The sequence below is a fragment of the Serratia sp. LACPHL-BACT-2024-00286 genome (genome assembly GCF_043109535.1).
GTDB lineage: Bacteria > Pseudomonadota > Gammaproteobacteria > Enterobacterales > Enterobacteriaceae > Serratia > Serratia sarumanii.
In genome coordinates, this window is record NZ_JBICNA010000006.1 from 30,730 (window position 1) to 53,241 (window position 22,512).

Genomic DNA, 22,512 nt, shown 5'->3' on the forward strand with positions numbered 1-22,512 from the left:
GGAGATAGTTGGGGCCGGTTAAACCAGCTATCGATGTTTAACTGCGGCGAGCTGAGCAAGCGCCCCAGCTTCACGGCCAGCCTGATCGAGCGCGAGTCGGTGGCGGCGGGGCCGTATTGGGGAAAGACATAATCGCGTACCCGCCTTTTTCAGGTGCTACAACGCTTGAACCCGTCCCTTCGACAAAGCAAAAATCCCCAGCGCGCTGCCCAACGCCAGGGCGCTGGCGGCTGCCGTGGATAGCGCGAACTCGCGCGTGTAGGGCAACAGCAGGCCAGCCGCAGAGATGCTGCCCAGCAGCAGGCTAAAGAACAGCGCTTTTTTACGATAGGGCGCCTTTAGGTTGAGATAGGCGGCGACGGCGCAGACGATAAGTGTTCCGCCGACGACGACCAACAGCGGCAGGATAATGAATGCCCCGGCGAGGAGATTGGACAGCCCAACGTCCCCCACGCCGGCGTAAGAGACAATAAGGAACATGATGCCGATGGCTAATACCGTGCTCAGTTTGATGACGATATAAGTGCTCGCGCACAGGTTAAGCGCCTTTAATGCTACTAGCATCACGTTGTTTGCCATCGTTCATCCTTGAGTTTGTCGGATAGGGGCCGCGTTGGTCTGGGGAATGGTTTATCTTACCCCAACCCCCCAATCCTTCCACGAATCTCCTCCTCCGGCAGATCCACACCAATAAATACCAAAGTGCTCCGACGTTCCTCACCAGGCAGCCACTCCCGATCCCAGTCGGCGTTATACAGCCGCTGCACGCCCTGGAACAGCAGGCGGCGCGGCTCGTCTTCGATAGACAGAATGCCTTTGTAGCGCAGCAGGTTATCGGCGTATTCCAGCAGCAGGCCTTCCATCACGTCGGAGATTTGCATCAGCGGCAGCGGGCGCTCCAGCGTCACGACAATTGAGCGGATGTCGCTCTGCGGCTGCGGGATGCGGCGGAACAGCGGGGCGGGCGGCGTCAGGTTGAGCTTGTCGTTCAGCGTAAAGCCTTCGATGTCGAACAGCACGCTCAGATCGATGTCGCCGTGTGTCACCTTGTAGACCGGCGCGCGGGCGTTCATCCGCTGCAGCCGCTGGATCAGCGCCTCGCAGTCCGGCGCCACGTCGGTTTTGGTCAGCAGGATGCGGTCGGCGTAGCCCACCTGCGCCTGAGCGATACTGAACTGGCTCAGCTGCTGGTCGGCGTGCGCCGCGTCCACCAGGGTGATGATGCCGTCCAGCAGGAAGCGCTCGCACAGGATCTCGTGCGAGAAAAAGGTCTGGGTAATCGGGCCGGGATCGGCCATGCCGGTGCATTCGATGATCAGCCGGTCGAACGCCAGCTGGCCGCTGTCGACGCCGTCCAGCAGATCCAGCAGCGCGTCCGCCAGTTCGTTGGATTTACTGCAGCAGATGCAGCCGTTGCTTAACGTGGTGATGCGGCTGGCGCGATCGCCGATCAGCGCATCGTCGATCGGCACTTCGCCGAATTCGTTCTCGATGACCGCGATTTTATAGCCGTGTTCGGCGTTCAGGATGTGGCGCAGCAGGGTGGTTTTGCCGGCGCCCAAAAAGCCGGTCAGGATGGTGACTGCGATGGGTTTCATACGGGTCCTTGTGACTGCGGGTTAACAGCAGCGCATGCCGCCTTTGCCGTCGCCGCCGTAGCGCGCTTGCTGGCGCTCGCGGAAAAATTCTTTATAGGTCATCACCGGCTTGTCCGGGTGGTTGTCTTTCATGTGCTGGACGTAGGTATCGTAGTCAGGCACGCCCACCAACATGCGCGCCGCCTGCCCGAGATATTTCCCCGCCTGGCCGAGATTTCCGAACATAAGCCTTCTCCAACTTTACCCTGCATCACTACAGCGCTTGCTTAAGCCTGATATTAGGGGAAGCCGGGGGATGGGGTTCCCGCAGGGATGCCCCACCTCCGGGTCGCCCCGGGTATCTCGATTGCATCGCGCCGCACGCCTGGCATCTTGCGATACGCAGGCCGTGCGGCTTTGGGTACTACTTAACGTTATTATGCAGGGTATCCGTTAAATCACATCAATGCTGGGTCGAAACTTTGACCTCCCCCTCAGTTACGCCGTCGGCGGGCGTGGCCTGCGGCACCGGTACGTAAGGCGTTTCCTGGTCGGTGCGTTTCGGGTTTTTGTGCGCCGCCAGCGCGGTTTTCACCCCGTAGAAGATGATGCTGTACACCACCAGCAGGAACAGAATGCTCAGCCCAGCGTTGGTGTAGTTGTTCACCACGATGTGGTTCATGTTGGCGATCTGCTGGGCGCTCAGCTCGGCGCCGCCTTCGGCGATCTTGCGCTTGTACTCGCCGGCCAGGAAGAAGAAGCCTTCCAGCTGCGGGTTGTCGCTGAACAGCTTCAGGCCCAGCGCGTAGGTGGTACAGATCAGCAGCCACACCGCCGGTAGCACGGTCACCCAGATGTATTGGGTGCGCTTCATCTTAATCAGCACCACGGTGCCCAGCACCAGCGCCACGGCGGCCAGCATCTGGTTGGAGATGCCGAACAGCGGCCACAGGCTCTTCACGCCGCCGAGCGGATCCACCACGCCCTGATACAGCAGGTAGCCCCATAGCCCGACGCAGCCGGCGGTGCCGACGATGCCGGCCACCAACGAGTCGGTTTTCTTCAGGAACGGCACGAAGTTGCCCAGCAGATCCTGCAGCATAAAGCGGCCGGAGCGGGTGCCGGCGTCCAGCGCGGTCAGGATGAATAGCGCCTCGAACAGAATGCCGAAGTGGTACCAGAAGCCCATGTTGGCGCCGGGAATGATCTGGTGGAACACGTGGGCGATGCCCACCGCCAGCGTTGGCGCGCCGCCGGCGCGGTTCAGCACCGAAGGTTCGCCGATGTCGGTGGCGGTCTGCAGGATCTGTTCCGGGCTGATGACGAAGCCCCAGGAGCTGACCGCCGCCGCCGCGTGCACGGTGACGTCCTTCAGCGAAGCCATGATCATCGGCGCGTCTTCGGTGCCCAGGCGATGCAGGTCCGGCATGGTGATGCCCAGCGCCGCCGGCGGGGTGTTCATGGCGAAGTACAGGCCCGGCTCGATGATAGAAGCCGCCACCAGCGCCATGATGGCGACGAAGGACTCCATCAGCATCGCGCCGTAGCCGATAAAGCGCGCGTCGGTCTCATTGGCCAACAGCTTCGGCGTGGTGCCGGAGGCGATCAGCGCATGGAAGCCGGAGACCGCGCCGCAGGCGATGGTGATGAACAGGAACGGGAACAGGGTACCTTTCCACACCGGGCCGGTGCCGTCGACGAACTGGGTGACCGCCGGCATTTTCAGCTCAGGGTTGAGGATCACGATGCCGATCGCCAGCCCGACGATCACGCCGATTTTCAGGAAGGTGGCCAGGTAGTCGCGCGGCGCCAGGATCAGCCACACCGGCAGCAGGGCGGAGACAAAGGCGTAGCCGATCAGCGTGAAGGTGATGGTGGTGTCTTTAAAGGTCAGCGCCGGGCCCCAGTACGGGTCGTGCGCCACCACGCCGCCGAACCAGATGGCGGCCACCAGCAGCACGATGCCGATGATTGACACTTCACCCACGCGGCCGGGGCGCAGGTAGCGCATGTAGATGCCCATAAACAGCGCGATCGGCACGGTGGAGCAGACGGTGAATACCCCCCACGGGCTTTCCGCCAGCGCTTTCACCACGATCAGCGCCAGCACCGCCAGGATGATGATCATGATCAGGAAGCAGCCGAACAGCGCGATGGTGCCTGGTATCGGCCCCATCTCTTTTTTGATGATCTCACCGAGCGAGGCGCCGTTGCGGCGCGAGGAGATGAACAGCACCATAAAATCCTGCACCGCCCCCGCCAGCACCACGCCGCCCAGCAGCCACAGCGTGCCGGGCAGGTAGCCGACCTGCGCGGCCAGCACCGGCCCCACCAGCGGCCCAGCGCCGGCGATGGCGGCGAAGTGGTGGCCGAACAGCACGTTCTTGTTGGTCGGCACGTAGTTCAGGCCGTCGTTGTTGACCACCGCCGGGGTGGCGCGGCCGGCGTCCAGCTTCATCACCCTGGTGGCGATGTACAGGCTGTAGTAGCGGTAGGCCACCAGATACACCGCCACCGAAGCGACGACGATCCACAGCGCGCTGATGTGTTCGCCGCGGCGCAGCGCCACCACGCCGAGGCAGGCTGCGCCGAGTATCCCCAGCAGCATCCACGGAATGTGCTTTAAAATCCCCTCTCGTTTCATGAGGTATCCTTAATTCCAGTCTGCAAAATATGAATGAACTCATCCGCTTGTAAGAGATGTCAGAGTGGCGCGGTGAGCCGTAGCGTCTTTCCCGAGGTAAGGCGGGTTTAGGAACAGCTCATCATCGCCGGGGGTAAGGGGGGAAGACAGGCGTATTTCGGTCAGCGGTCAGATTCGCCGGGTGAACGGTTGGATTGGCGGGGTAAGCGGTTGGCGGCCTGGAGAAGAGATTCGGCCGCCGGCGGGCGACGGCCTGTCTCCTCAGGCCGTCTGCATGGCCTGCAGCAGGTGGATAAACGCGGCGCTGAGCGGCGGCGTCGCCGGCTCATGGCGGGTAAAGACGTAAAAGCGCGCGCTGATGTCTATCTCCTGCGTCGGGATTTTCTGCAGGTGCAGCTGCGGGGCGTAGTGCGCGACCACCCGATCGCTCAGCAGCGCGATATAGCCCTGCTGCCTGACCAGGCACCAGGTCGCCAGAAAGGAGTCGGTCTCGACGATCTGGCCGTGTGGCGTGTAGCGTTCGGCGATCTCGCGGATGGCGGCATGCCCCACCGAGCAGGAGCGCGGCACCACCCATTTGGCCTCGGCCGGCGGCTGCCCGGCTGCGGTTAGATCGCCTCCCTGATAGAGCGAGAAGCGCTCGCTTTTCAGCGCCTGCATGGCCAGATCGGCGCCGCCCGCCGCGCCGTTCAGGCTGCTGACCGCCAAATCCAGCTCGCAGTTTCGCAGCCGGGCCAGCAGGCCTTCCGGGCCGTCCTCCACCACCGTCACCCGGGTATGCGGGTAGCGGCGGTTGAAGCCTTCGAGCACCTGAGGCAGGTAGCATAGCAGCGGATCGACGCTCATCCCCACCCGCAGGCGCTTCTCGCCGTCAGCGCTCATGCCGCGCAGCTCGTCAAACGCGTTGAGCAACTGATTGGTGGCGGCGTCTATTCGCCGGTAAAACAGCTCGCCGACCGCCGTCAGGCGCACGCCGCGGTTGCTGCGCTCCAGCAGCCGCGCGCCGATGGTCATTTCCAGCTCTTTCAGCACCCGGCTGAGCGTCGGCTGCGAGATGGCCAGCTTTTTCGCGGCCTCGTGCAAGCTTCCACAGTGGACAATGTCCTTGAACATCGTCAGATGAGCCAGCTTTGGCATGGTTTTCATGGTTGATCTCCCTGGAAGTGAAAGGCATCAGCCGGAGCCGGCGATGCGGCTGTAATAGGCCTGTTTCATCATGCTGTCGTTCAGCAATTTATTGATGGTCTGGTCGAGCACCGGCGTGGTGACGGAGGCCGGCATCAGCGTGGCGGTGATCTCCACGTCGTCGTCGCCGAAGGGTTCGATATCCAGATGCGAGATAAAGCAGTTTTCCCCTTGCAGCACCTGTTTGAATTTGGCCAGCGCCTCACGCTGCTCATGCTCGAAGGCAATGACGCAAATCTGGTAGGTAGACTCGCCGTTAACGTCATTGAAGGGCTGCTTGTTGACCATATTGACCAGCGGGCGCAACAGGGTGTTGGCGGCGAGCACGAACAGCGTGGCGGCCAGCGCATCGCCGTACAGGCCGCAGCCGGCGCAGGCGCCGACCGCCGCGGAGCCCCAGAGCGTGGCGGCGGTGTTCAGGCCGCGGATGTTCATCCCTTCTTTCATGATGGCCCCGGCGCCGAGAAAGCCGACGCCGGAGACCACGTAGGAAATGACGCGCACCGCGCCGCCGCTGCCGTCGATGGTCATGGCCAGATGGACGAAGATCGCCGCGCTGGTGGCCACCAGCGTGTTGGTGCGCAGCCCGGCGGTGCGCTGGCGGAACTGTCTTTCGTAGCCGATGGCGGCGCCCAGGACGGACGCGGTCAGCAGCGTCAGCAGTGTATGAATGAAATGCATGATAATAACTCGATGTATTATCCGCTTATCATGAGCCACCCGTGGCGGGGTAACTCTTGATAAACAGGTAGTTAAGTTGGCGGGGTTCCGTCCCGCCAGGCCAGGGCGGCGCTCAGTGCGCGGCGGCGATCTGCCGGCTGAGCGTCTCGCTGATTTTGTCCGTCAGCGGCTGCATCCCCTCGCGGGTGCGCGCCTCGCGGCGCTGCGTGATGTGATAGCAGCCGTCGAGGGTGCCGGCGCCCAGCAGGAGGACGCGGTCAGACATCATCACCGCCTCCTCTACGCTGTGGGTGACCAGCACGATGGAGCGGGTTTTGATTTGGCGCGTGCTCCAGATACGCAGCAGATCGCTGCGCAGGTGTTCGCCGGTATAGACGTCCAGCGCGGAAAAGGGCTCGTCCAGCAACAGCAGCATCGGTTCTACCGCCAGTGCGCGCGCGAAGCCGACCCGCTGGCGCATGCCGCCGGAAAGCTCGCGCGGGTAGGCGTCGCGGTAGGGCGAGAGCCCGACCAGATCGAGCATTTTCAGCGTCTGGGCTTCGACCACCTGCGGCGGCAGATCCTGCGCCTGCAGCCCGAAGGCGATATTTTGGTAGACGTTCAGCCACGGGAAAATGGCGAAGGTCTGGAACACCATGTTGATCTGCGGATTCGGCCCCGAGACTTTTTTATCCCCCAGCATCACGGTGCCCAGATCCGGCGCGATCAGGCCGGAAAGCATGCGCAGCAGGGTGGATTTACCCGAGCCGGACTGCCCCAAAATGCTGACGACCTCGTTGTCGTAAAGGCGCAAATTGATTTCATTCAGCACCAGACGTTTTTCTTTACCGGTAGGCTGAACGCTTTTGCTGACGTTATTGACCGTCAGCAGCGTGGTTTTTTTTACCAACATGATCTGTCTCCACCCAATTAAAAATATGAGCATGGAAAAAGGGCCGATATTTATCGCCGGACAGGCGTAAAATAAATGCGGGTGCAAATAAGCCTGACCGTTATCGGACTGTTAATACGCTTATGCTGGAGGGGTTAGCCCATCGGGCGTGCCGGTGCGGCATGCGCGCAGGCCAGAGGCTGAAGGGTAAAGCGAAGGGATGCTATAACTGACTTATATCCTGACACTTTCAGGATGCAATGGGATGACTATTGCTCCTGTGACCTCAGCGATTCCAACAATAAAATAAACAACCAACTGTCGCCGTCCATATCATTCTCCCGTTATTTTTCGTGTGGCCATAATACGCGTGCCATAGCCTGTTATTCAATGTGGTTACGCCGAATTATGGCGGCAAAATGTAATTTAATATGAATGCGGGAAAGATTTTCTTTGTTCATTAAACGGGGCGTAAACGGAAGGTGCGAGAATGAATATAGGCATCATTTTATGGAAATATAAACCTGAATTAAACGAGAGAATAAGAGGCCAGCGGAAAGTCACATAATAAACCGGCCGGAGAGCGCCCTCCGGCCGGGATGAGGATCAGAACTGATACATGATGCCGGTTTCGACGATGTCGTCGGCGCCGGCGCCGACGGCGTTCTGCCGTTGCAGCAGGTTGAGTTTGTACTCTACGTAGGTCGACATGTTGGCGTTGAAGCTGTAATTCAGCGCCAGATCCAGGTATTTGACCAGATCGGCGTTGCCAATGCCGGGCAGGTTGCGGCCGCGCGTTTGCAGGTAGGCCACCGAGGGCGTGACGCCGGAATCGAAGTGATACTGCGCGACCGCCTCGACGGCGTCCGCGCGGGGGGCGAAGCCGGCGTAGCGATCGCCGTCGACGTAGGTCATGTTCTCGGTGCGCGCGTAGCTTGCCGCCAGGTAGAGGTTGTCCTGGTCGTATTTCAGCCCCAGCGTCCAGGCCCGGGCGCGATCGCCGTCAGCCAGGCCGAAGCGCTGTTGCGCCAGCGTGCGCGCAGAGTTGGCGTAAGCGGCGCCAACGTTGAGCCCCACGCCGGTGTCGTAGGTGGCGGAAAAGGCGTAGCCATCGCCGTTTTGCGTCTGGATATCCTTCGCCCGTTGAGCGTCTTCCCCCCGATTTTTCCCCTGATATTGCAGGCCGAGATCCAGGCCATCGACCAGACCGCCCAGGCTGCGGCTGTGGTAGGTCAGCAGGCCGTTGGCGCGGCCGGTCATAAAGTTGTCGGCCGCTTCGTAGCTGTCGTTGCCGAATTCAGGCAGCACGTCCGTCCAGCCGGCCACGTCATACAGCAGGCCGTAGTTGCGGCCGTAATCCAGACTGCCCCAGTGGCCGAACGTCAATCCGGCGAAGCCCAGGCGGGTATAGCTGTCGCCCGGCCCGGCGCTCTCCGGCTGATCGAGCCCTGCCTGATATTCCCATTGGCCATACCCCGTCAGCGCGTCGCCGATCTGCGTCTCGCCTTTGAAGCCGAAGCGGGTATAGGAGCGGTCGCCGTTATTGTCGGCGTCGCTGCTGAAGTAATGCACGCCGTTCAGTTGGCCGTACAGATCCAGTTTATTGCCGTCTTTATTGACGATTTCCGCGCCGGTGGCGGCCGCCGGCAGCAGGATGACCAGCGTCATCAGCACGCTTTTATGGTTCATTTCAGTTCCCCAAGTGAATGAAAACAGAGCCGTTAACCGGCCGATTGCGCTTGCGCGATTTTTTTGTACAGACAGCTGCGGAGCCGATCGGTGAGGTGCCGCAGGCTGTCCCGGTTGCGCGCCGCACGCGGGAGATTGACGCTGAACTCGTCGTCGATCCGTTTGCTGGTCGCGTCCAGGATCAGCACCCGATCGGACATCAGCACCGCTTCTTCGACGTCGTGTGTCACCATCACCATGGCGCGCGTGCGCAGCCGGTTGTCTCCCCACAGCGCCAGCAGGTCGCCCCGCAGTTTTTGCGCGGTAAAGATATCGAGGGCGGAGAAGGGTTCGTCCAGCAGCAAGAGGTCGGGCTCTACCGCCAACGCCCGGGCGAAGCCCACCCGTTGACGCATGCCGCCCGAGAGCTCGCGCGGCCAGGCGTGCTCATAGCCGGTCAGGCCCACCAGGCGCAGCAGCGCTCCCAGCCGCTCGGCGATCGTCTGCGGCGGCAGCCGTTGCGCCAGCAGGCCGAAGGCGATGTTGTCGTACACCGTCAGCCAGGGATAGAGCGCGTAGGACTGAAACACCATGCCGACGTTGGCGCTCGGGCCGTCGACCGGTTTGCCCGCCAGCGTGAGCGTGCCGCTGTCCGGTGGGATCAGCCCGGCCAGCATGCGCAGCAGCGTGGACTTGCCCGAGCCGGATTGCCCCAGAATGGTGACGAACTCGCCGGCGTGCACGGTCAGCGTCACGTCGCGCAGCACGGGTTTGGGGCGCTTGTTTTCGCCGATAAACGTCTTGTTCAGCCGGCGGGCGCTGATAATCACGTCTTGAGTCAGCATGTTGTTCCCCCTTGATCAGTCATATTTGAATTTGGTTTCCGCGATGCGATACAGCGGTTGCCAGACGAAGATGATGCACAGCGCCACCAGCGCGCACATGGCGGCGCAGCCCAGCGCGGACTCCGGGTTCTTGCCGGCGTCGGTGACCACGGAAATGAACGCGCCCAGCCCGGTGGCGCTGAGGGTGGTGCTGCCCCACTGGATCACCTCGGCGGCGATGGCGCTGTTCCAGGCGCCACCGGCGGCGGAGATGATGCCCGTCACGATGTAGGGGAAGATCGCCGGCAGCATGTAGTAGCGCCACCAGCGGAAGCGGCGCAGCCCGAAGCTTTCGCTGACCTCGGTGATCTGCGTTGGAATGGCGGAAACGCCGGCGATCACGTTGAACAACACGTACCACTGGGTACCCAGCATGATCATCGGGATGGCCCACCAGCCGAGATCCTGATGATAAATGGCGATGAAGGCGGCGATCAGCGGGTAGAAAATGTTGGGCGGAATGGCCGCCAGGATCTGGATGATCGGCTGGAAGATCTTCACCAGCCGCGGATTCATGCCGATCCACACCCCCAGCGGCGTGAGGATCGCCACGCTGAGCAGCATGGCCGCGGCCACGCGCGCGGTGGTGAGCAGCATCCATTCCGGCAGCATGGCGAAGTACTGTTTGGGGAAGTATTCCCACAGCCGGTAACCGAACCAGATGCAGGCCAGCACCACGCCGAGATACCACAGGCTGCGCCACAGCCAGTTCCCCTTGGCGGTGAGCCTGAACAGGCGGTGCAGGCCGAGGGCGTACCACAGCCGCGGCAGCTTGAACAGCCACAGGTCAGCCAGCGCGCGCAGCGTGCGGCCGAGCGCCGCGCCGACGTGCGAGAAGGCTAGGCTGTTGTAGAACCACGGATTGCCGAGCGGCCGGCTGGCGGTGACGTCTTCGTATTTGAAGCGCGCGGTATAGCGCACCAGCGGGCGGAAAACCAGCTGATCGAGCAGCACGATGTTGGCGGCCAGCGCGACGATCGCATACAGGATCGCCGGCACGTTCTGCTGCGCCAGCGCTTCGGCGATGTAGGAGCCGACGCCGGGCAGTTCGACCGAGCGATCGCCGACCGGAATGGCTTCGGAGGCCACCAGGGCGAACCAGGCGGCGGATTGCGACACCATGGCGTTCCACAGCAGGCCCGGCACCGAATAGATGAACTCCAGCCGCCAGAAGCGTTGCCACGGGTTGTAATTGAAGCTGCGGGCGGCTTCATCCAGCTCCTTGGGCACGATGCGCAGCGTCTGATACAGCGTCAGCATCATGTTCCAAGCCTGGCCGGTAAACACCGCGAAGATGGCGGTGCACTCCAGCCCCATCACGCTGTGCGGGTAGAGGTTGAGAAAATACACGGTCGTGAAGGTCAGGAACCCTACCAGCGGCACCGACTCCATAAAGTTGACGAAGGGCAGGATCACCCGGCGCAGTGGCGTATAGCGTGCGGCCAGCACGGCGAATACTACAGAAAACAGCAGCGACCAGGCCATGCCGAGGAGAAAGCGCATGCTGGTTCTGAGCGAATAATAAAGCAGGTTCCAGGCATCAAGACTAATGGCAGAGACGTTTTGTTCATTGAAGTCACCGTGCATGTCACCCCAGGCACGAATAAAAAAGGCAATGAAAAAAACACCGATGGCGATAACGATAAAGTCATTTAAATAAGACTTTCTGAAAACAGATGTACCCCGGTTATTTTGCATAACGCAATACCTTATTTTTCCCATAAGAAATCCGTCGGCGCTCGGGGAATATGCCCGGCGACACCAGATAAATACCGCTGTAGCGGTGAGACAGACGTTGTTTTCGCAGCGGGGCGATGGGTGGGCCGGCAGAGTGGGAAAGGCCGTCAGAAGGGGAACGGTTGCCGCATTCCGTGTCTTTCAGAATGCAACGCGGATGGCATTACTGAAAGACGCCCAATAGCATTAGCGTAAAACTAAAACTTTCATCGCCCATGGGGCCCTCCTCGGTTTAAATATGGCAGGGAGAGGGTAATGTTTTTCGCCAATAAAAAGCAATTGGCGTCGCGCGGTTTTTACGGTTGATGTGTAACAGGATAAATATTCATTTTTTAATCGCTATATCCGGAAAATAAAATAACGCATGGTGATGGCAATAAAGACGGTAAAAATAAATCGCGGCGAAATAAAACGGCGCGCCTGAAGGGTGCGCGCCGCCGTAAATCAATAAACCTGCCTGCCGTTGATGCCGGCGGGGAAAATGCCGGTGGCGAAAATATGCCCGTTGGCCTGGATCTGGTCGTCGGGCAGCATCTCCAGCGGGAACTCGGCGGCCAGGCAGCTGAGAAAGGCATTGCGATCGTCGGTGGTGGTAAAGCCAATCAGATCGTAGAACAGCAGCGACGCGATGAGCTGGCGATGTTCCGGGATGCGCCGCAGCAGCGCCGCCGACGGGAACGGCAGGTGGAAGAAAAACGCGCAGGCGTTAAGCAGCCCTTGCTCCTTCAGCGCCTGGGCGCAGGGCAGCAGCTGGTAGTCGTCGATGCAGACGGTATCGCCGGGGCACAGGTGCTCGCAGGCGATATCGGCAAACCGGCGGTTCAGCTGCCGATAGGCGCGGTAGTTTTCCGGCGTGAAGTGCGCCTTCTCCGGCTGGTTGTGGAACACCGGCCACAGGCCGTCGTGGTAATAGCCCTGATAGTGGCGGCGAAACTCCTCGATCGACAGCGGAAAGGTCACCTGATCGTAACCGGCGCGCTGCCGGCAGCTGATCGGGCGCTGCGCGAAATTCTGCACGTCGCCGTTCCAGCCGAGCCACAGCCCCGGTTCGGCATCGGTCGCCAGCGTCTGGCCGGCGCAGGCCAGATCCTTACCGTCGCACTGCTTGTTGGAAATCAGCACCAAACGAGACATGGGGGTCTCCTCATCAGTGAAGGGCGCGCAGGGCGTGTGCCGAACCATCGGCGCGCCAGGGTGCTTGCAGGGCGGGCAGCGTGACGCGCAGGCCGCGCAAGGCCGGATGCGCCAGGCAGCAGCGCGTCAGCCAGCTTCCCAACCCGACGCCGCGGTATTCGGCGCTGACGAACAGTTCGCTCACCGAGGCGAAGGTGGCGTAATCGGTCACCATGCGGGCGAAGCCGAGCAGGTGGCGCTTGCGGTACAGGCCAAAGCACAGGCCGTGGTACACCAGGCGCTCGGCCGCCGCCCGATCCGGCAGGCTGAGAAAACGTTGGATCGCCTCGATATCCAACAATTGCCGATCGGTGCTGATATGAAAAACGCCTTTGCGCCAGCAGAGTAGCGGCTGCACGGGCGCTCGTTGCGGTTGCATATTCATGATTATCCTTAGGTTAATGAACCGGGGGGTTACAGCATCCAGCCGAGTTCGGCGGCGGTGACCTGTTCCTCGAAGCGGCGCAGTTCGGCGCTTTTGCAGGTGTGCCACAGGGTGCAGAACGCCGGGCCGAGCAGCTCACGCAGCGGATCGCTGTGGCGGAACAGCGCCAGCGCCTCCTGTTGGCCGAGCGGCAAGGGCGCGGCGTTGTCGCTCTCGCAGCCGTTGGCGGCGGGCGGCAGCGGCAGCGGGTGTTCCAGCCCGTGCAGCAGGCCGCCGAGCATCACCGCCAGCGCCAGATAAGGGTTGGCGTCGGCGCCGGCCAGGCGGTATTCGATGCGCTGGTTGGCGCTGTCGGCGCAGGGCAGGCGCAGCGCCACCGTGCGGTTGTTGTGGCCCCAGGAGGCGCGCAGCGGCACGTGCATGCCGGGGCGGAAGCGGCGAAACGCGTTGATGTTGGGCGCCAGGATCGCCATCGACGCCGGCATCAGCGCCAGCATGCCTGCCATCGCCTGCTGCATGTTGTCGCTCAGTTCGCCCGGCGCGCCGGTCAGCAGGTTCTCGCCGTGCTCGTTCTGCAGGCTGATGTGGAAATGCAGCCCGCTGCCGGCGGCGTGGGCGCAGGGCTTGGCCATAAAGCAGGCGTGCTGGTGATGTTGCTCGGCAATCTGCCGCGTCAGGCGCTTTAGCGCCATGATCTGGTCGCAGGCTTCCAGCACGCGCCGGCTGTGATGCAGGTTCAGCTCATATTGGCCGGAGGCGGCTTCGGCCACCACGCCGGTCAACGGCAGGTTTTGCAGGCGGGCGTGCCGTTCGATGTCGCTCAGCAGCGCATGGTGGCGCTCGGGCGCATCCACCGCGAAGCTCTGCGTCGGGCAGGCTTCCGCCGCGGCGGGGTGCTGCGGATCCTGCAGGTAGAACTCCAGTTCGGCCGCCACCACCGGGAAGCAGTTGCGCTCGTGCAGGCGCTTCAGCACCCGTTGCAACACCACGCGCGGCTCCAGCTCGCAGGCGCCGCCGTCGGCATTTTGCATCGTCAGCAGCAGCTGGGCGTGGCGTTCGGGATCGCGCGCGCAGGGGCGCAGCGTGCCGGGCACCGGCAGGCACAGACGGTCCGGCTCGCCCGCCCGCTGCCCCAGCCCGCTTTCTTCAATCACCCGGCCGTGCAGATCCAGGGCGTAGATCGACAGCGGGAAGTAGCAGCCTTTCTCCAGCCCAAAGGCTTCGGCGATCGGCAGCCGCTTGCCGCGCAGTTGGCCGTTCAGATCGTGCAGATAAATATCCAACTGTTCGGTCTGCGGATAGCGCTGCAGGTAGTGTTCCAGCTCTTTGTGGAAGGCGCGCGTTGGCGAAGCGGGCAGCTCCGCCAGCAGCGGATTGAAGCCGATGATATTAGAATGCATGGCGCGCTCCAGAACGAAGACCGGTCACGGCCAGAGGCAGGGATAAACGCATGGGACAACTCTCTTGTGAGGCCATAGCGGCGATGTGAAAAGGGTATCTGCGGCGGCAAAAACTGTCTGTAAAAACGCCGTAACGTTAACGGGGCGTGGAATAAAAATGCCGTAAAGAGCGTGGCGGCGTTGGCGGGTTGGCCGCGCCGGCACGGTCTATACTGGCGAGACGGGTCGTTGAAGGAGAGGCAATGATGAAGAGAATAGGGCTGCTTATCGCCGCGCTGGCCGCGTTCAACGCCACCGCGTCTTCCCCACAGGCGTGGGCCGAGAGCGAAAGGGCGATGCGCGCCGCCTGCCTGAAAACCAGCGGGCTAAAAAACGCCAGGGTGGAAGGGGCGATCGTTCACTACGGCGACGACGTCGGCTATTCGGCGCTGTTTATCGGCGGGCGCTACCCGCAGCCGTTTATGAAAAACAAGCCGGGCAGGGAGCTGTGCTTATATCAGCGCGCCACGCAGAAGGCGGCGGTGCAGGCGGTGGAGGGGAGCAACGCGTCTGCTCAACCTTGATGCTTGATGAGGTAAATAAAAATACAGCCCACGGTGGTAATAATGGCCTCTACGAGTAAAAGTATAAAATCCATCGCCAGCCATTTCTGTAGCTCAGGAGAGGCGGTTTTTTGCACGAAATCATAGGTTTTCGCATCGAGCCAAACCTGGCCCCTAATCTTGATTTTTTTCCTCTTCAGGATCCAAAGAAACCACTGTGCCTTCAATGAGGTACCTAGCATGCCGAGGCCGTCGGCAAAGGCGAGGTGGGGCGGAATAAAATGTCCACTGCCGGCATAACGTTGATAGAACGCGTCAAACTCTTTTTTATGGCGACGGTAGCCAATGAATTGGATGCAGGCGCTTAAAACCAGCAGCGTTAAGCATAATATGACAAGGGTTTTCATTGAGCAGCCTGAATCACGACATTCTCGCTATTATCATAAAGATCAATGCCATGATGAAGAGCACGCCTTCCAGCGCCAAAAGCGTGCCGTTATTTTTCATCCAGGTCTGCAAGCGTTCAGATGATGAAAGACGAACAAATTCATAGATCTTGGCGGGAAGATATTGGTTTTTCTTTACCTTGATTTTCTTCCCGCAAAGGATCCATCTGAACCATTGGGCTTTGATGGAAGTACCTAAAGAGCCAAGGCCATCGGCAATTGCGACGTGAGCAGGGACAAAGTGGCCCTGTTGGGTATAGCGTTGATAAAAAACATCGAACTCGCGTTTATAGCGACGAGAGTAAATATATTGAACAAGCCAACAAAGTAAGAGCAGCACGGCTGCAATAAGTGATGCTGTTTTCATAAGCCACCGGCTAAGGTTCAAGGGGCGTTATGCCTTGCTCAAAAAAGCAAAGATACACATCAACGCCAAACACCCCATTTTCAGCACGCTTAAGATGAAGTCTTTTCGAAGCCAGTTTTTGAGGCGTTGAGATGTGTTTTCATTCACGAATTCGTAGGTTTTTGGGCTCAGAAAAGCGTTTTTCCCTATCTTTATTTTTCTGCCATTCAATATCCAACGGAACCATTGCGCTTTGATAGACACACCGAGCAAACCAAGGTTATCCGCGAAGATGACAAATGGAGGCAAGGGATGGGCGCTTTGTACATAACGTTGATAGAATTCAGAAAATTCTTTTTTATAGCGCCGATAGTAAAGGTACTGAACCAGGGCGCTAATCAATGTCAGAGTGAAGAACAGGACGATAGCGATTTTCATTATTCACCAAAAATGAAACCAGTAATGCTGTCGGCGGCTACACCGCCACCCCAACTGCCAGCTGCGCCACCCAGAGCAGCGCCTGCTATACCGCAAGCTAAAATACCGGTACCAAACGTGGAGGCGCCTAAGACGATACTACAAGCTGTCATTGCTAACATCGCACCACCTTCACCTCCCAAAATCTCCGCCGCAGTACTTGCCGCAAAATGACTGTATCCCTTCACCGCGATCTTGGCGCACTCCTGTTCACGGCCGGTGGTGCAGGCGTTGTAGACGTCGTTGGTGGTGTTCAGCCCACTCAATCCGATGCCGATCCAGCCGCCGGCTTTCATAAACTTGGCCGCACGGCTGGCGCTGTCGACGTAGTTCGAATAGCCCTTGATGGCACCGACGCCGGCAGTGCTCCATTCATGCACCAGCGATTTACTGGAGAGCCCCAGCGCGTGTTTGATTTGCGCATACTCTTTCATATTGAGTTGAGCACGAGTAAGGCGATTCAGTAATGGTTTTAATGTACCGAACAGCCGCGCCCGTTCCACCTGAAACTGCGTGCCAATCAAAGCGCCACTCGTGCGGAACTGATTTTGGTAGGTTTTTTCAATCTCGACCAGGATATTTTTGATCTGGCTGAAGTAGCGTTCTCCGGCATCCGAAGCCAGCCCGACGACCGTTTCCCCATAGCTGGTGAAGGCGGCGATAGCGGCGTAATTGCGGTGCAAGAAGGTGGAGAAATCGCTGTCACCGGCTTTCACCGCTTTGCTGGTGCGGCTCTTGGCCTGCATCAGGGCGGCGATCTGCGTAGATTGATTATGATTGCGCGGATCGGCGACGATCAGCATTTGCCCCGGTTGAACCAGCGGCGTATCGGCATTGAGCTGCATAAAAAAGCGTGCCGCTTCCGATAGCTTGCCACCGAACAGGTAGTTGGCGTGGAAGGCGAGCGGGCCGGTTTGTTGGGCGATGCAATAGCCCGGTGCGATGATGCTGGACTTCTGTTCCATGTCGAAAAGCCTCCTTATTTTTAGGAAACTTAACATTTTCTACAGGGTGGTAACAGGTTCTGGCTCACGCTCTCGATCGGAGAATCATCTGAAAACAGCGGTATTTCGCTAAATCTGCCACTCCTTTCCTTTTTTCGATTGAATTGCTGAATGGTGTCTTATCGGTTTCTTTTGCGAGCTGCCAGGCAAAACGCCAATGGCGGTCTGGAGAAAATTATATATTCCGGTCTATCGTCTTGTCATAGATTGTACTCTATAATCAGGAGATGCCATGTGGACGGTAATGACAACGGAAGAGTTTGATCGGTGGCTCTGTGAACAGGATGAATCGACGCAGGAAAAGGTGTTGGCCGCGCTGGTGATGCTCGAGCGTGCAGGGCCTTCTCTTCGGCGGCCTTTTGTCGACGTGCTGAAAGGTTCGTTGCATCCCAACATGAAAGAGTTGCGTATTCAGCACAAAGGGCGGCCGATTCGCGCTTTTTTCGCCTTTGATCCGGCGCGGCAGGCGATTGTGCTGTGTGCGGGCGACAAAATGGGTAATGAGAAGCGGTTTTATAAAGTGATGTTGCCCATCGCGGATGCGCAGTTCACCCAATATTTGATGTGTTATTTCAAGGAGTAACCCATGAGCACCTTAAAGCAACTGCTGGCCTCCCGCACCCCGGAGAGCCGCCGGCGCATCGAGGAAATGGCCGAAGAGATGCTGTTTGAAGCGCACCTGCACCAGCTGCGGGAAGCGCTGAATATTTCCCAACAGGAACTGGCGAAAACGCTGGGCATTTCCCAGCCTTCGGTCGCGGCCATCGAAGGGCGCGGCAACGAGCTGAAGATTTCGACCCTGAAACGCTACGTGGAAGCGATGGGCGGCACGCTGCGCCTGGACGTTGAGCTGCCGGGCGGCAAGCACGTCGGGTTTACGGTCTAAGCGCGGGCTGCGCGCCACTCTCCGCCATTTCCCGTTCGATCACCGTCGCCAGCGCCTGCGCGGCGGAAGAGAGTTGGTGCTGCGCCAGGCGGATCAGGCCCACGCGCCGTTCGATGATCGGGCCGATCAGCGGCACGCAGACCGCCCCCAGCTCATCCATCTGTTGCTCGCACAGCGCCGGCACCGCGCTGGCGCCGAGGCCGTTGGCCACCATGCGCCCGACCGTCACCAGCTGGTGGCTTTCAAACGCCACCTCCAGCGTTCGCCCGCTGCGGGCCAGTTCCTGCTCCAGCAGCAGCCGCACCGCCGATGGCCGCTGCAGGGTGATGAAATCCAGCGTCAGCAGCTCCTTCCAGCTTACCTGCGCCTTGCGCGCCAGCGCCGAATCCTTCGGCACCACCGCCAGAAAGCGATCGCGGCACAGCGGGGTGAAGTGCAGGGTGTCGCTCGGCTCCGGCTCGAAGGCGATGCCCATCTCCACCCGCCCTTCGCGGATCATTTCAAACACCTGCTCGTTGATGACGTCGTGCACCGCCACGTTGATGCCGGCGTAACGATCGCGAAATGCCTTGAGGATCGGCGGCAGCGGGTTGCCGGCGAACGACGGCATGGCGGCGATCGCCACCTTGCCCATCTGCAGGGTGAAGCGCTGGCGCATCGCCTCTTCCGCGTTGTCCCAGTCCGCCAGCAGCTGGCGCGCCATCGGGAAGAAGGTTTCCCCCTCCGGCGTCAGCGTCACCCGGCGGGTGGTGCGCAGCAGCAGCGGCCCGCCCAGCGCGTCTTCCAGCCCACGGATCGCCAGGCTGAGCGCCGGCTGCGAAATATTCAGCCGCTCGCTGGCCTGGGCGAAGTTCAGAGTGTGAGCTACCGCTAAAAACGCGCGTAACTGTTTGATGCTCATTTTCATTTTGGTTGGCGTTAACTCTTTGTTAATTGTCGGTTAACGTGTGATTAATAAAAATTCTAAATGAATGAGGCATAAAAACAAAATTAACAAATCATTTTTGTGACCTGAAGATGCCCTCACGCAAGCCAGGGCATTTCGCCCTGCGCCGCAACATGCAGGGGCAACGATATGGCAGGGCTCGACAAACGCGTCGGCAGCTACCAGGAAGCGCTGGCAGGCCTGACGGACAACATGACGGTGCTGGCGGGCGGCTTTGGCCTGTGCGGCATCCCGGAAAATCTGATCGAAGAGATCCGCCGGCGCGGCGTGCGCGGGTTGACGGTGGTCTCCAACAACTGCGGCGTCGACGGGTTCGGCCTCGGGCGGCTGCTGGAAACCCATCAGATCCGCAAGGTGGTGGGATCTTACGTCGGCGAAAACGCGCTGTTCGAGCAGCAGGCGCTCAGCGGCGAGCTGGAGGTCGATCTCACGCCGCAGGGCACGCTGGCGGAGAAGATCCGCGCCGGCGGCGCCGGTATCCCGGCGTTCTTCACCGCCACCGGCTACGGCACGCCGATCGCCGAAGGCAAAGAGGTGCGCGAGTTCAACGGCCGCCCTTACATCATGGAAACCGCCATCACCGGCGATTTCTCCATCGTTAAAGGCTGGAAGGCCGATCACTTCGGCAACGTCATCTACCGCCACACTGCGCAGAACTTCAATCCGCTGATGGCGACCGCCGGGCGCATCACGGTGGTGGAAGTGGAAGAGATCGTCGCACCGGGCGAGCTGGACCCGGCGGCGATCCACACCCCCGGCATCTACGTCGATCGGCTGATCCAGGGCACCTTCGAGAAGCGTATCGAACAACGCACCCTGCGGGCATAAGGAGAATTCGCATGCTTACCCGTGAACAAATGGCGCAGCGCGTGGCGCAAGAGCTGAGGGACGGTTACTACGTCAACCTGGGCATCGGCATCCCGACGCTGGTGGCCAACTACGTGCCGGCGGGCATGGACGTGATGCTGCAGTCGGAAAACGGCCTGCTGGGGATGGGCGAGTTTCCGACCGAGCAGCAGCTGGACGCCGACATGATCAACGCCGGCAAGCAGACGGTCACCGCGCGCCTCGGCGCGTCGATCTTCGATTCGGCGCAGTCGTTCGCCATGATCCGCGGCGGCCACGTCGATCTGACCGTGCTGGGGGCGTTTGAAGTGGACGTCGAGGGCAACATCGCCTCGTGGATGATCCCCGGCAAGATGGTCAAGGGTATGGGCGGCGCGATGGATCTGGTGGCGGGGGCGGAGAACATCATCGTGGTGATGACCCACGCCTCGAAGAGCGGCGAGTCCAAGCTGCTGCCGCGCTGCACGCTGCCGCTGACCGGCGCCCGCTGCATCCGCAAGGTATTGACCGATCTGGCCTACCTGGAAATTGAAGACGGCGCCTTCGTGCTGCGCGAACGCGCGCCCGGCGTCAGCGTGGCGGAGATTGTCGCCAAAACCGCCGGCCGGCTGATCGTGCCGGATCAAGTGCCTGAAATGCGTTTCTGAGACGGAGGTGAATGTGCAACAACGTGAAGTGGTGATCGTGGCGGCAACGCGCACGCCGGTCGGCAGTTTTCACGGCGCGCTGGCGCCGTTGACGGCGGTGGAACTGGGCACGGCGGCGGTGCAAGGGCTGCTGGCGCAAAGCGGGGTGGCGCCGCAGCAAATTGATGAAGTGATCCTCGGCCAGGTGCTGACCGCCGGCTGCGGGCAGAATCCGGCGCGCCAGACCGCGCTGAATGCCGGGCTGCCCGTTACGACGCCGGCGCTGACTATCAACAAGGTGTGCGGCTCTGGTTTGAAGGCGGTGCATCTGGCGGTGCAGGCGATCCGCAGCGGCGACGCCGAGGCGGTGATCGCCGGCGGCCAGGAGAGCATGAGCCGGTCGCCTTACCTGATGGCCGGCGCGCGCGCCGGCCTGCGCCTCGGTCACGCACAGATGGTGGACAGCGTGATCCACGATGGCCTGTGGGATGCCTTCAACGACTACCACATGGGTATCACCGCCGAGAACCTGGCGGAGAAATACGCCATCAGCCGCGCCGAGCAGGACAGCTTTGCGCTGCGCTCGCAGCAGAAGGCGCAGGCGGCGCAGCAGGCCGGGCGTTTCGCGCAGGAGATCACGCCGGTGACGGTGCCGAAGCCGAAGGGCGAAGCGTCGCTTGTTAAGCACGACGAACAGCCGCGCGACACCAGCCTGGAAGCGCTGGCGCGGCTGCGTCCGGCGTTTCGCAAGGAGGGCACGGTGACCGCCGGCAACGCCTCGTCGCTCAACGACGGCGCCGCCGTGGTGTTGCTGATGAGCGCGGAAAAAGCCGCCGCGCTGCGCTTGCCGGTGCTGGCGCGCATCGCCGGTTACGCCTCGTCGGGCGTCGATCCGGCGATCATGGGCATCGGCCCGGCGCCGGCCACTCGGCGCTGCCTGGAGAAAGCCGGCTGGCGGCTGGAGGAGGTCGATCTGATCGAAGCTAACGAAGCCTTTGCCGCGCAGGCGCTGGCGGTGGGCAAAGAACTGGGCTGGGAGGCGGAGCGGGTCAACGTCAACGGCGGGGCGATCGCGCTGGGGCATCCGATCGGCGCGTCCGGCTGTCGCATTTTGGTGTCGCTGCTGTACGAAATGCAGCGCCGCGGGGTGAACAAGGGGCTGGCGATGCTGTGCATCGGCGGCGGGCAGGGCGTGGCGCTGGCGGTAGAGCGCCCGTAAACAACCGAGGAGGGCACGATGCAGTCATCTGATTATGCGGTACTGGGCGCCGGATTGATGGGGGTGGGCATCGCCACCCACTTTATTCGCCACGGCCATGAGGTGCTGCTGTATGACCCGGATCCGCAGCGCCGGGTGGAGGCGCCGGCGGTGGCGAGCGGCATTCTGGCCGAGCTGAGCGACGTCGGGCAGTTTGATAACGATGAGCGCGACGCGGCGCTAGCGCGCCTGCGCGTGACCGGTGAGCTGAACGACGTGGCGCGCGCCCGGCTGCTTATCGAGGCGATCCCGGAACGGCTCGAGCTGAAGCACGCGCTGTATGAGCAGTTGGAAGGGCTGATCGCCGACGACGCGGTGATTGCCAGCAACACCAGCGGCCTGCCGCCGGACGAGCTGGCGGCGCGCATGACCCACCCGCAGCGCCTGCTGATCGCCCACTTCTGGCACCCGCCGCACCTGATCCCGCTGGTGGAGATCGTGCCCGGCCGCGCCACCGATCCGCGCCATCTGGCGGCGGTGCAGGCGCTGCTCGGCGGGATGGCGCTGGAGGCGGTGCTGCTGGAGCGCGCCGCGCCGGGGTTTGTCGGCAACCGGCTGCAGTTTGCGGTGCTGCGCGAGGCGCTGCACATCGTCCACAGCGGCATCGCCAGCGCCGAGGTGGTGGATCAGGTGATGCGCGCCTCGCTGGGGCGGCGCTACGCCATGGTCGGCCCGCTGGAGGCCGCCGACATGACCGGGCTGCCGACGGTGGCGGACATCGCTCGCCACCTGTTCCCTGAACTGGCGACCGGCGACGAGATGATGGCGTTGGTGGAACAGCGGCTGCAGCGCGGCGATACCGGCCAGCGCAGCGGCCGGGGATTTTATCTTTGGGATGACGCACGCAGGGAACGCATTCAACGGCGACGGGCGCATCAGCTGCGCTTTGCGCTGAAACCGTAATTTCGCACTCCGTACCTGACAATAACA

The 22,512-nt window shown here is 61.2% G+C and carries 25 protein-coding genes; 7 read left to right on the forward strand and 18 right to left on the reverse strand.

The window, feature by feature from the left end; genetic code table 11:
* Positions 1 to 156: 156 nt before the first annotated feature.
* The 13 genes from ACF8MC_RS18165 to ACF8MC_RS18225 form a co-directional block, all read right to left on the reverse strand.
* Positions 157 to 579 (reverse strand): hypothetical protein, encoded by a 423-nt coding sequence (locus ACF8MC_RS18165; protein WP_033652806.1) that lies wholly within the window; start codon positions 577 to 579, stop codon positions 157 to 159.
* A gap of 56 nt (positions 580 to 635) precedes the next feature.
* A complete protein-coding gene (gene yjiA, locus ACF8MC_RS18170) occupies positions 636 to 1,598 on the reverse strand; it encodes a GTPase (protein WP_164105636.1) in 963 nt (320 codons plus the stop codon).
* Positions 1,599 to 1,619: 21 nt separating this feature from the next.
* Complete coding sequence (locus tag ACF8MC_RS18175; RefSeq protein WP_004953088.1) at positions 1,620 to 1,823, reverse strand: YbdD/YjiX family protein; 204 nt, start codon at positions 1,821 to 1,823, stop codon at positions 1,620 to 1,622.
* 217 nt (positions 1,824 to 2,040) lie between these two features.
* Positions 2,041 to 4,221 (reverse strand): carbon starvation CstA family protein, encoded by a 2,181-nt coding sequence (locus ACF8MC_RS18180; RefSeq protein ID WP_164105638.1) that lies wholly within the window; start codon positions 4,219 to 4,221, stop codon positions 2,041 to 2,043.
* A 261-nt stretch (positions 4,222 to 4,482) separates the two neighbouring features.
* The gene (locus ACF8MC_RS18185) at positions 4,483 to 5,367 is read right to left on the reverse strand and encodes a LysR family transcriptional regulator (RefSeq protein WP_033652809.1); all 885 of its coding nucleotides are present in this window, start codon (positions 5,365 to 5,367) and stop codon (positions 4,483 to 4,485) included.
* 27 nt (positions 5,368 to 5,394) lie between these two features.
* Positions 5,395 to 6,087, reverse strand: a complete 693-nt coding sequence (locus ACF8MC_RS18190; RefSeq protein ID WP_019453282.1) for an MgtC/SapB family protein — start codon at positions 6,085 to 6,087, stop codon at positions 5,395 to 5,397.
* A 112-nt stretch (positions 6,088 to 6,199) separates the two neighbouring features.
* Entirely contained in the window at positions 6,200 to 6,979 is a 780-nt protein-coding gene (locus tag ACF8MC_RS18195) for an ABC transporter ATP-binding protein (RefSeq protein ID WP_074027157.1), read from the reverse strand.
* A 585-nt stretch (positions 6,980 to 7,564) separates the two neighbouring features.
* Complete coding sequence (locus ACF8MC_RS18200) at positions 7,565 to 8,647, reverse strand: porin (RefSeq protein WP_164105640.1); 1,083 nt, start codon at positions 8,645 to 8,647, stop codon at positions 7,565 to 7,567.
* 32 nt (positions 8,648 to 8,679) lie between these two features.
* Positions 8,680 to 9,471 (reverse strand): ABC transporter ATP-binding protein, encoded by a 792-nt coding sequence (locus ACF8MC_RS18205; protein ID WP_049212501.1) that lies wholly within the window; start codon positions 9,469 to 9,471, stop codon positions 8,680 to 8,682.
* A gap of 15 nt (positions 9,472 to 9,486) precedes the next feature.
* On the reverse strand, positions 9,487 to 11,013 hold the full coding sequence (locus ACF8MC_RS18210) for an ABC transporter permease subunit (RefSeq protein WP_152692907.1): 1,527 nt from the start codon (positions 11,011 to 11,013) through the stop codon (positions 9,487 to 9,489).
* A 678-nt stretch (positions 11,014 to 11,691) separates the two neighbouring features.
* Positions 11,692 to 12,381 (reverse strand): trehalose-6-phosphate synthase, encoded by a 690-nt coding sequence (locus ACF8MC_RS18215; protein ID WP_033652815.1) that lies wholly within the window; start codon positions 12,379 to 12,381, stop codon positions 11,692 to 11,694.
* A 13-nt stretch (positions 12,382 to 12,394) separates the two neighbouring features.
* Positions 12,395 to 12,799, reverse strand: a complete 405-nt coding sequence (locus ACF8MC_RS18220; RefSeq protein WP_230199957.1) for a GNAT family N-acetyltransferase — start codon at positions 12,797 to 12,799, stop codon at positions 12,395 to 12,397.
* Between the two features lie 35 nt (positions 12,800 to 12,834).
* Positions 12,835 to 14,205, reverse strand: coding sequence for a glutamine synthetase family protein (locus tag ACF8MC_RS18225; RefSeq protein WP_060439129.1), 1,371 nt, complete (start codon positions 14,203 to 14,205; stop codon positions 12,835 to 12,837).
* Between the two features lie 245 nt (positions 14,206 to 14,450).
* On the opposite strand from ACF8MC_RS18225, the gene ACF8MC_RS18230 reads away from it, so the two are divergent.
* On the forward strand, positions 14,451 to 14,768 hold the full coding sequence (locus ACF8MC_RS18230) for a hypothetical protein (protein WP_164105692.1): 318 nt from the start codon (positions 14,451 to 14,453) through the stop codon (positions 14,766 to 14,768).
* Here the strand turns inward: ACF8MC_RS18230 and ACF8MC_RS18235 are convergent.
* Genes ACF8MC_RS18235 through ACF8MC_RS18250 form a run of 4 tightly spaced genes read right to left on the reverse strand, consistent with a single transcriptional unit; the run spans position 14,759 to position 16,981 of the window.
* Positions 14,759 to 15,154, reverse strand: a complete 396-nt coding sequence (locus tag ACF8MC_RS18235; RefSeq protein WP_164105642.1) for a hypothetical protein — start codon at positions 15,152 to 15,154, stop codon at positions 14,759 to 14,761. The two genes, ACF8MC_RS18230 and ACF8MC_RS18235, sit on opposite strands and share 10 nt — an antisense overlap.
* A 13-nt stretch (positions 15,155 to 15,167) precedes the next feature.
* Positions 15,168 to 15,560: a hypothetical protein gene (locus tag ACF8MC_RS18240; RefSeq protein WP_164105644.1), complete on the reverse strand. Its 393-nt coding sequence runs from the start codon at positions 15,558 to 15,560 to the stop codon at positions 15,168 to 15,170.
* Between the two features lie 27 nt (positions 15,561 to 15,587).
* Positions 15,588 to 15,977 (reverse strand): hypothetical protein, encoded by a 390-nt coding sequence (locus tag ACF8MC_RS18245; RefSeq protein WP_033652822.1) that lies wholly within the window; start codon positions 15,975 to 15,977, stop codon positions 15,588 to 15,590.
* Positions 15,977 to 16,981 (reverse strand): hypothetical protein, encoded by a 1,005-nt coding sequence (locus ACF8MC_RS18250; protein WP_164105646.1) that lies wholly within the window; start codon positions 16,979 to 16,981, stop codon positions 15,977 to 15,979. Before ACF8MC_RS18250 ends, ACF8MC_RS18245 begins: the two co-directional genes overlap by 1 nt.
* Before the next feature lie 271 nt (positions 16,982 to 17,252).
* On the opposite strand from ACF8MC_RS18250, the gene ACF8MC_RS18255 reads away from it, so the two are divergent.
* Entirely contained in the window at positions 17,253 to 17,603 is a 351-nt protein-coding gene (locus ACF8MC_RS18255; RefSeq protein WP_164105647.1) for a type II toxin-antitoxin system RelE/ParE family toxin, read from the forward strand.
* 3 nt (positions 17,604 to 17,606) lie between these two features.
* Positions 17,607 to 17,906 (forward strand): helix-turn-helix domain-containing protein, encoded by a 300-nt coding sequence (locus tag ACF8MC_RS18260; RefSeq protein WP_019453270.1) that lies wholly within the window; start codon positions 17,607 to 17,609, stop codon positions 17,904 to 17,906.
* On the opposite strand, the gene ACF8MC_RS18265 is transcribed toward ACF8MC_RS18260, so the two are convergent.
* Positions 17,896 to 18,813 (reverse strand): LysR family transcriptional regulator, encoded by a 918-nt coding sequence (locus ACF8MC_RS18265; protein ID WP_033636930.1) that lies wholly within the window; start codon positions 18,811 to 18,813, stop codon positions 17,896 to 17,898. The genes ACF8MC_RS18260 and ACF8MC_RS18265 overlap by 11 nt on opposite strands.
* 168 nt (positions 18,814 to 18,981) lie before the next feature.
* Between ACF8MC_RS18265 and ACF8MC_RS18270 the strand changes: the two genes are divergently transcribed.
* The 4 genes from ACF8MC_RS18270 to ACF8MC_RS18285 are packed head-to-tail and all read left to right on the forward strand — an operon-like array spanning position 18,982 to position 22,485.
* Positions 18,982 to 19,680, forward strand: a complete 699-nt coding sequence (locus ACF8MC_RS18270; protein ID WP_164105648.1) for a CoA transferase subunit A — start codon at positions 18,982 to 18,984, stop codon at positions 19,678 to 19,680.
* 11 nt (positions 19,681 to 19,691) lie between these two features.
* Positions 19,692 to 20,345, forward strand: a complete 654-nt coding sequence (locus ACF8MC_RS18275; RefSeq protein ID WP_041037752.1) for a CoA transferase subunit B — start codon at positions 19,692 to 19,694, stop codon at positions 20,343 to 20,345.
* Between the two features lie 13 nt (positions 20,346 to 20,358).
* Positions 20,359 to 21,543 (forward strand): acetyl-CoA C-acetyltransferase, encoded by a 1,185-nt coding sequence (locus ACF8MC_RS18280; protein WP_164105651.1) that lies wholly within the window; start codon positions 20,359 to 20,361, stop codon positions 21,541 to 21,543.
* An 18-nt stretch (positions 21,544 to 21,561) separates the two neighbouring features.
* The gene (locus tag ACF8MC_RS18285) at positions 21,562 to 22,485 is read left to right on the forward strand and encodes a 3-hydroxyacyl-CoA dehydrogenase family protein (protein WP_060451815.1); all 924 of its coding nucleotides are present in this window, start codon (positions 21,562 to 21,564) and stop codon (positions 22,483 to 22,485) included.
* The last annotated feature ends 27 nt before the right edge of the window (positions 22,486 to 22,512 follow it).

What these genes read in the sequence shown, in the direction of transcription:
- ACF8MC_RS18270 (WP_164105648.1), top strand. Translation starts at nt 18,982, where the DNA reads ATGGCAGGGCTCGACAAACGCGTCGGCAGCTACCAGGAAGCGCTGGCA.
- ACF8MC_RS18245 (WP_033652822.1), bottom strand. Translation starts at nt 15,977, where the DNA reads ATGAAAATCGCTATCGTCCTGTTCTTCACTCTGACATTGATTAGCGCC.
- ACF8MC_RS18225 (WP_060439129.1), bottom strand. Translation starts at nt 14,205, where the DNA reads ATGCATTCTAATATCATCGGCTTCAATCCGCTGCTGGCGGAGCTGCCC.
- ACF8MC_RS18195 (WP_074027157.1), bottom strand. Translation starts at nt 6,979, where the DNA reads ATGTTGGTAAAAAAAACCACGCTGCTGACGGTCAATAACGTCAGCAAA.
- ACF8MC_RS18200 (WP_164105640.1), bottom strand. Translation starts at nt 8,647, where the DNA reads ATGAACCATAAAAGCGTGCTGATGACGCTGGTCATCCTGCTGCCGGCG.
- ACF8MC_RS18215 (WP_033652815.1), bottom strand. Translation starts at nt 12,381, where the DNA reads ATGTCTCGTTTGGTGCTGATTTCCAACAAGCAGTGCGACGGTAAGGAT.
- ACF8MC_RS18235 (WP_164105642.1), bottom strand. Translation starts at nt 15,154, where the DNA reads ATGAAAACCCTTGTCATATTATGCTTAACGCTGCTGGTTTTAAGCGCC.
- ACF8MC_RS18165 (WP_033652806.1), bottom strand. Translation starts at nt 579, where the DNA reads ATGGCAAACAACGTGATGCTAGTAGCATTAAAGGCGCTTAACCTGTGC.
- ACF8MC_RS18180 (WP_164105638.1), bottom strand. Translation starts at nt 4,221, where the DNA reads ATGAAACGAGAGGGGATTTTAAAGCACATTCCGTGGATGCTGCTGGGG.
- yjiA (WP_164105636.1), bottom strand. Translation starts at nt 1,598, where the DNA reads ATGAAACCCATCGCAGTCACCATCCTGACCGGCTTTTTGGGCGCCGGC.
- ACF8MC_RS18240 (WP_164105644.1), bottom strand. Translation starts at nt 15,560, where the DNA reads ATGAAAACAGCATCACTTATTGCAGCCGTGCTGCTCTTACTTTGTTGG.
- ACF8MC_RS18185 (WP_033652809.1), bottom strand. Translation starts at nt 5,367, where the DNA reads ATGAAAACCATGCCAAAGCTGGCTCATCTGACGATGTTCAAGGACATT.
- ACF8MC_RS18230 (WP_164105692.1), top strand. Translation starts at nt 14,451, where the DNA reads ATGAAGAGAATAGGGCTGCTTATCGCCGCGCTGGCCGCGTTCAACGCC.
- ACF8MC_RS18275 (WP_041037752.1), top strand. Translation starts at nt 19,692, where the DNA reads ATGCTTACCCGTGAACAAATGGCGCAGCGCGTGGCGCAAGAGCTGAGG.
- ACF8MC_RS18190 (WP_019453282.1), bottom strand. Translation starts at nt 6,087, where the DNA reads ATGCATTTCATTCATACACTGCTGACGCTGCTGACCGCGTCCGTCCTG.
- ACF8MC_RS18220 (WP_230199957.1), bottom strand. Translation starts at nt 12,799, where the DNA reads ATGCAACCGCAACGAGCGCCCGTGCAGCCGCTACTCTGCTGGCGCAAA.
- ACF8MC_RS18285 (WP_060451815.1), top strand. Translation starts at nt 21,562, where the DNA reads ATGCAGTCATCTGATTATGCGGTACTGGGCGCCGGATTGATGGGGGTG.
- ACF8MC_RS18175 (WP_004953088.1), bottom strand. Translation starts at nt 1,823, where the DNA reads ATGTTCGGAAATCTCGGCCAGGCGGGGAAATATCTCGGGCAGGCGGCG.
- ACF8MC_RS18210 (WP_152692907.1), bottom strand. Translation starts at nt 11,013, where the DNA reads ATGCGCTTTCTCCTCGGCATGGCCTGGTCGCTGCTGTTTTCTGTAGTA.
- ACF8MC_RS18265 (WP_033636930.1), bottom strand. Translation starts at nt 18,813, where the DNA reads ATGAAAATGAGCATCAAACAGTTACGCGCGTTTTTAGCGGTAGCTCAC.
- ACF8MC_RS18205 (WP_049212501.1), bottom strand. Translation starts at nt 9,471, where the DNA reads ATGCTGACTCAAGACGTGATTATCAGCGCCCGCCGGCTGAACAAGACG.
- ACF8MC_RS18260 (WP_019453270.1), top strand. Translation starts at nt 17,607, where the DNA reads ATGAGCACCTTAAAGCAACTGCTGGCCTCCCGCACCCCGGAGAGCCGC.
- ACF8MC_RS18250 (WP_164105646.1), bottom strand. Translation starts at nt 16,981, where the DNA reads ATGGAACAGAAGTCCAGCATCATCGCACCGGGCTATTGCATCGCCCAA.
- ACF8MC_RS18255 (WP_164105647.1), top strand. Translation starts at nt 17,253, where the DNA reads ATGTGGACGGTAATGACAACGGAAGAGTTTGATCGGTGGCTCTGTGAA.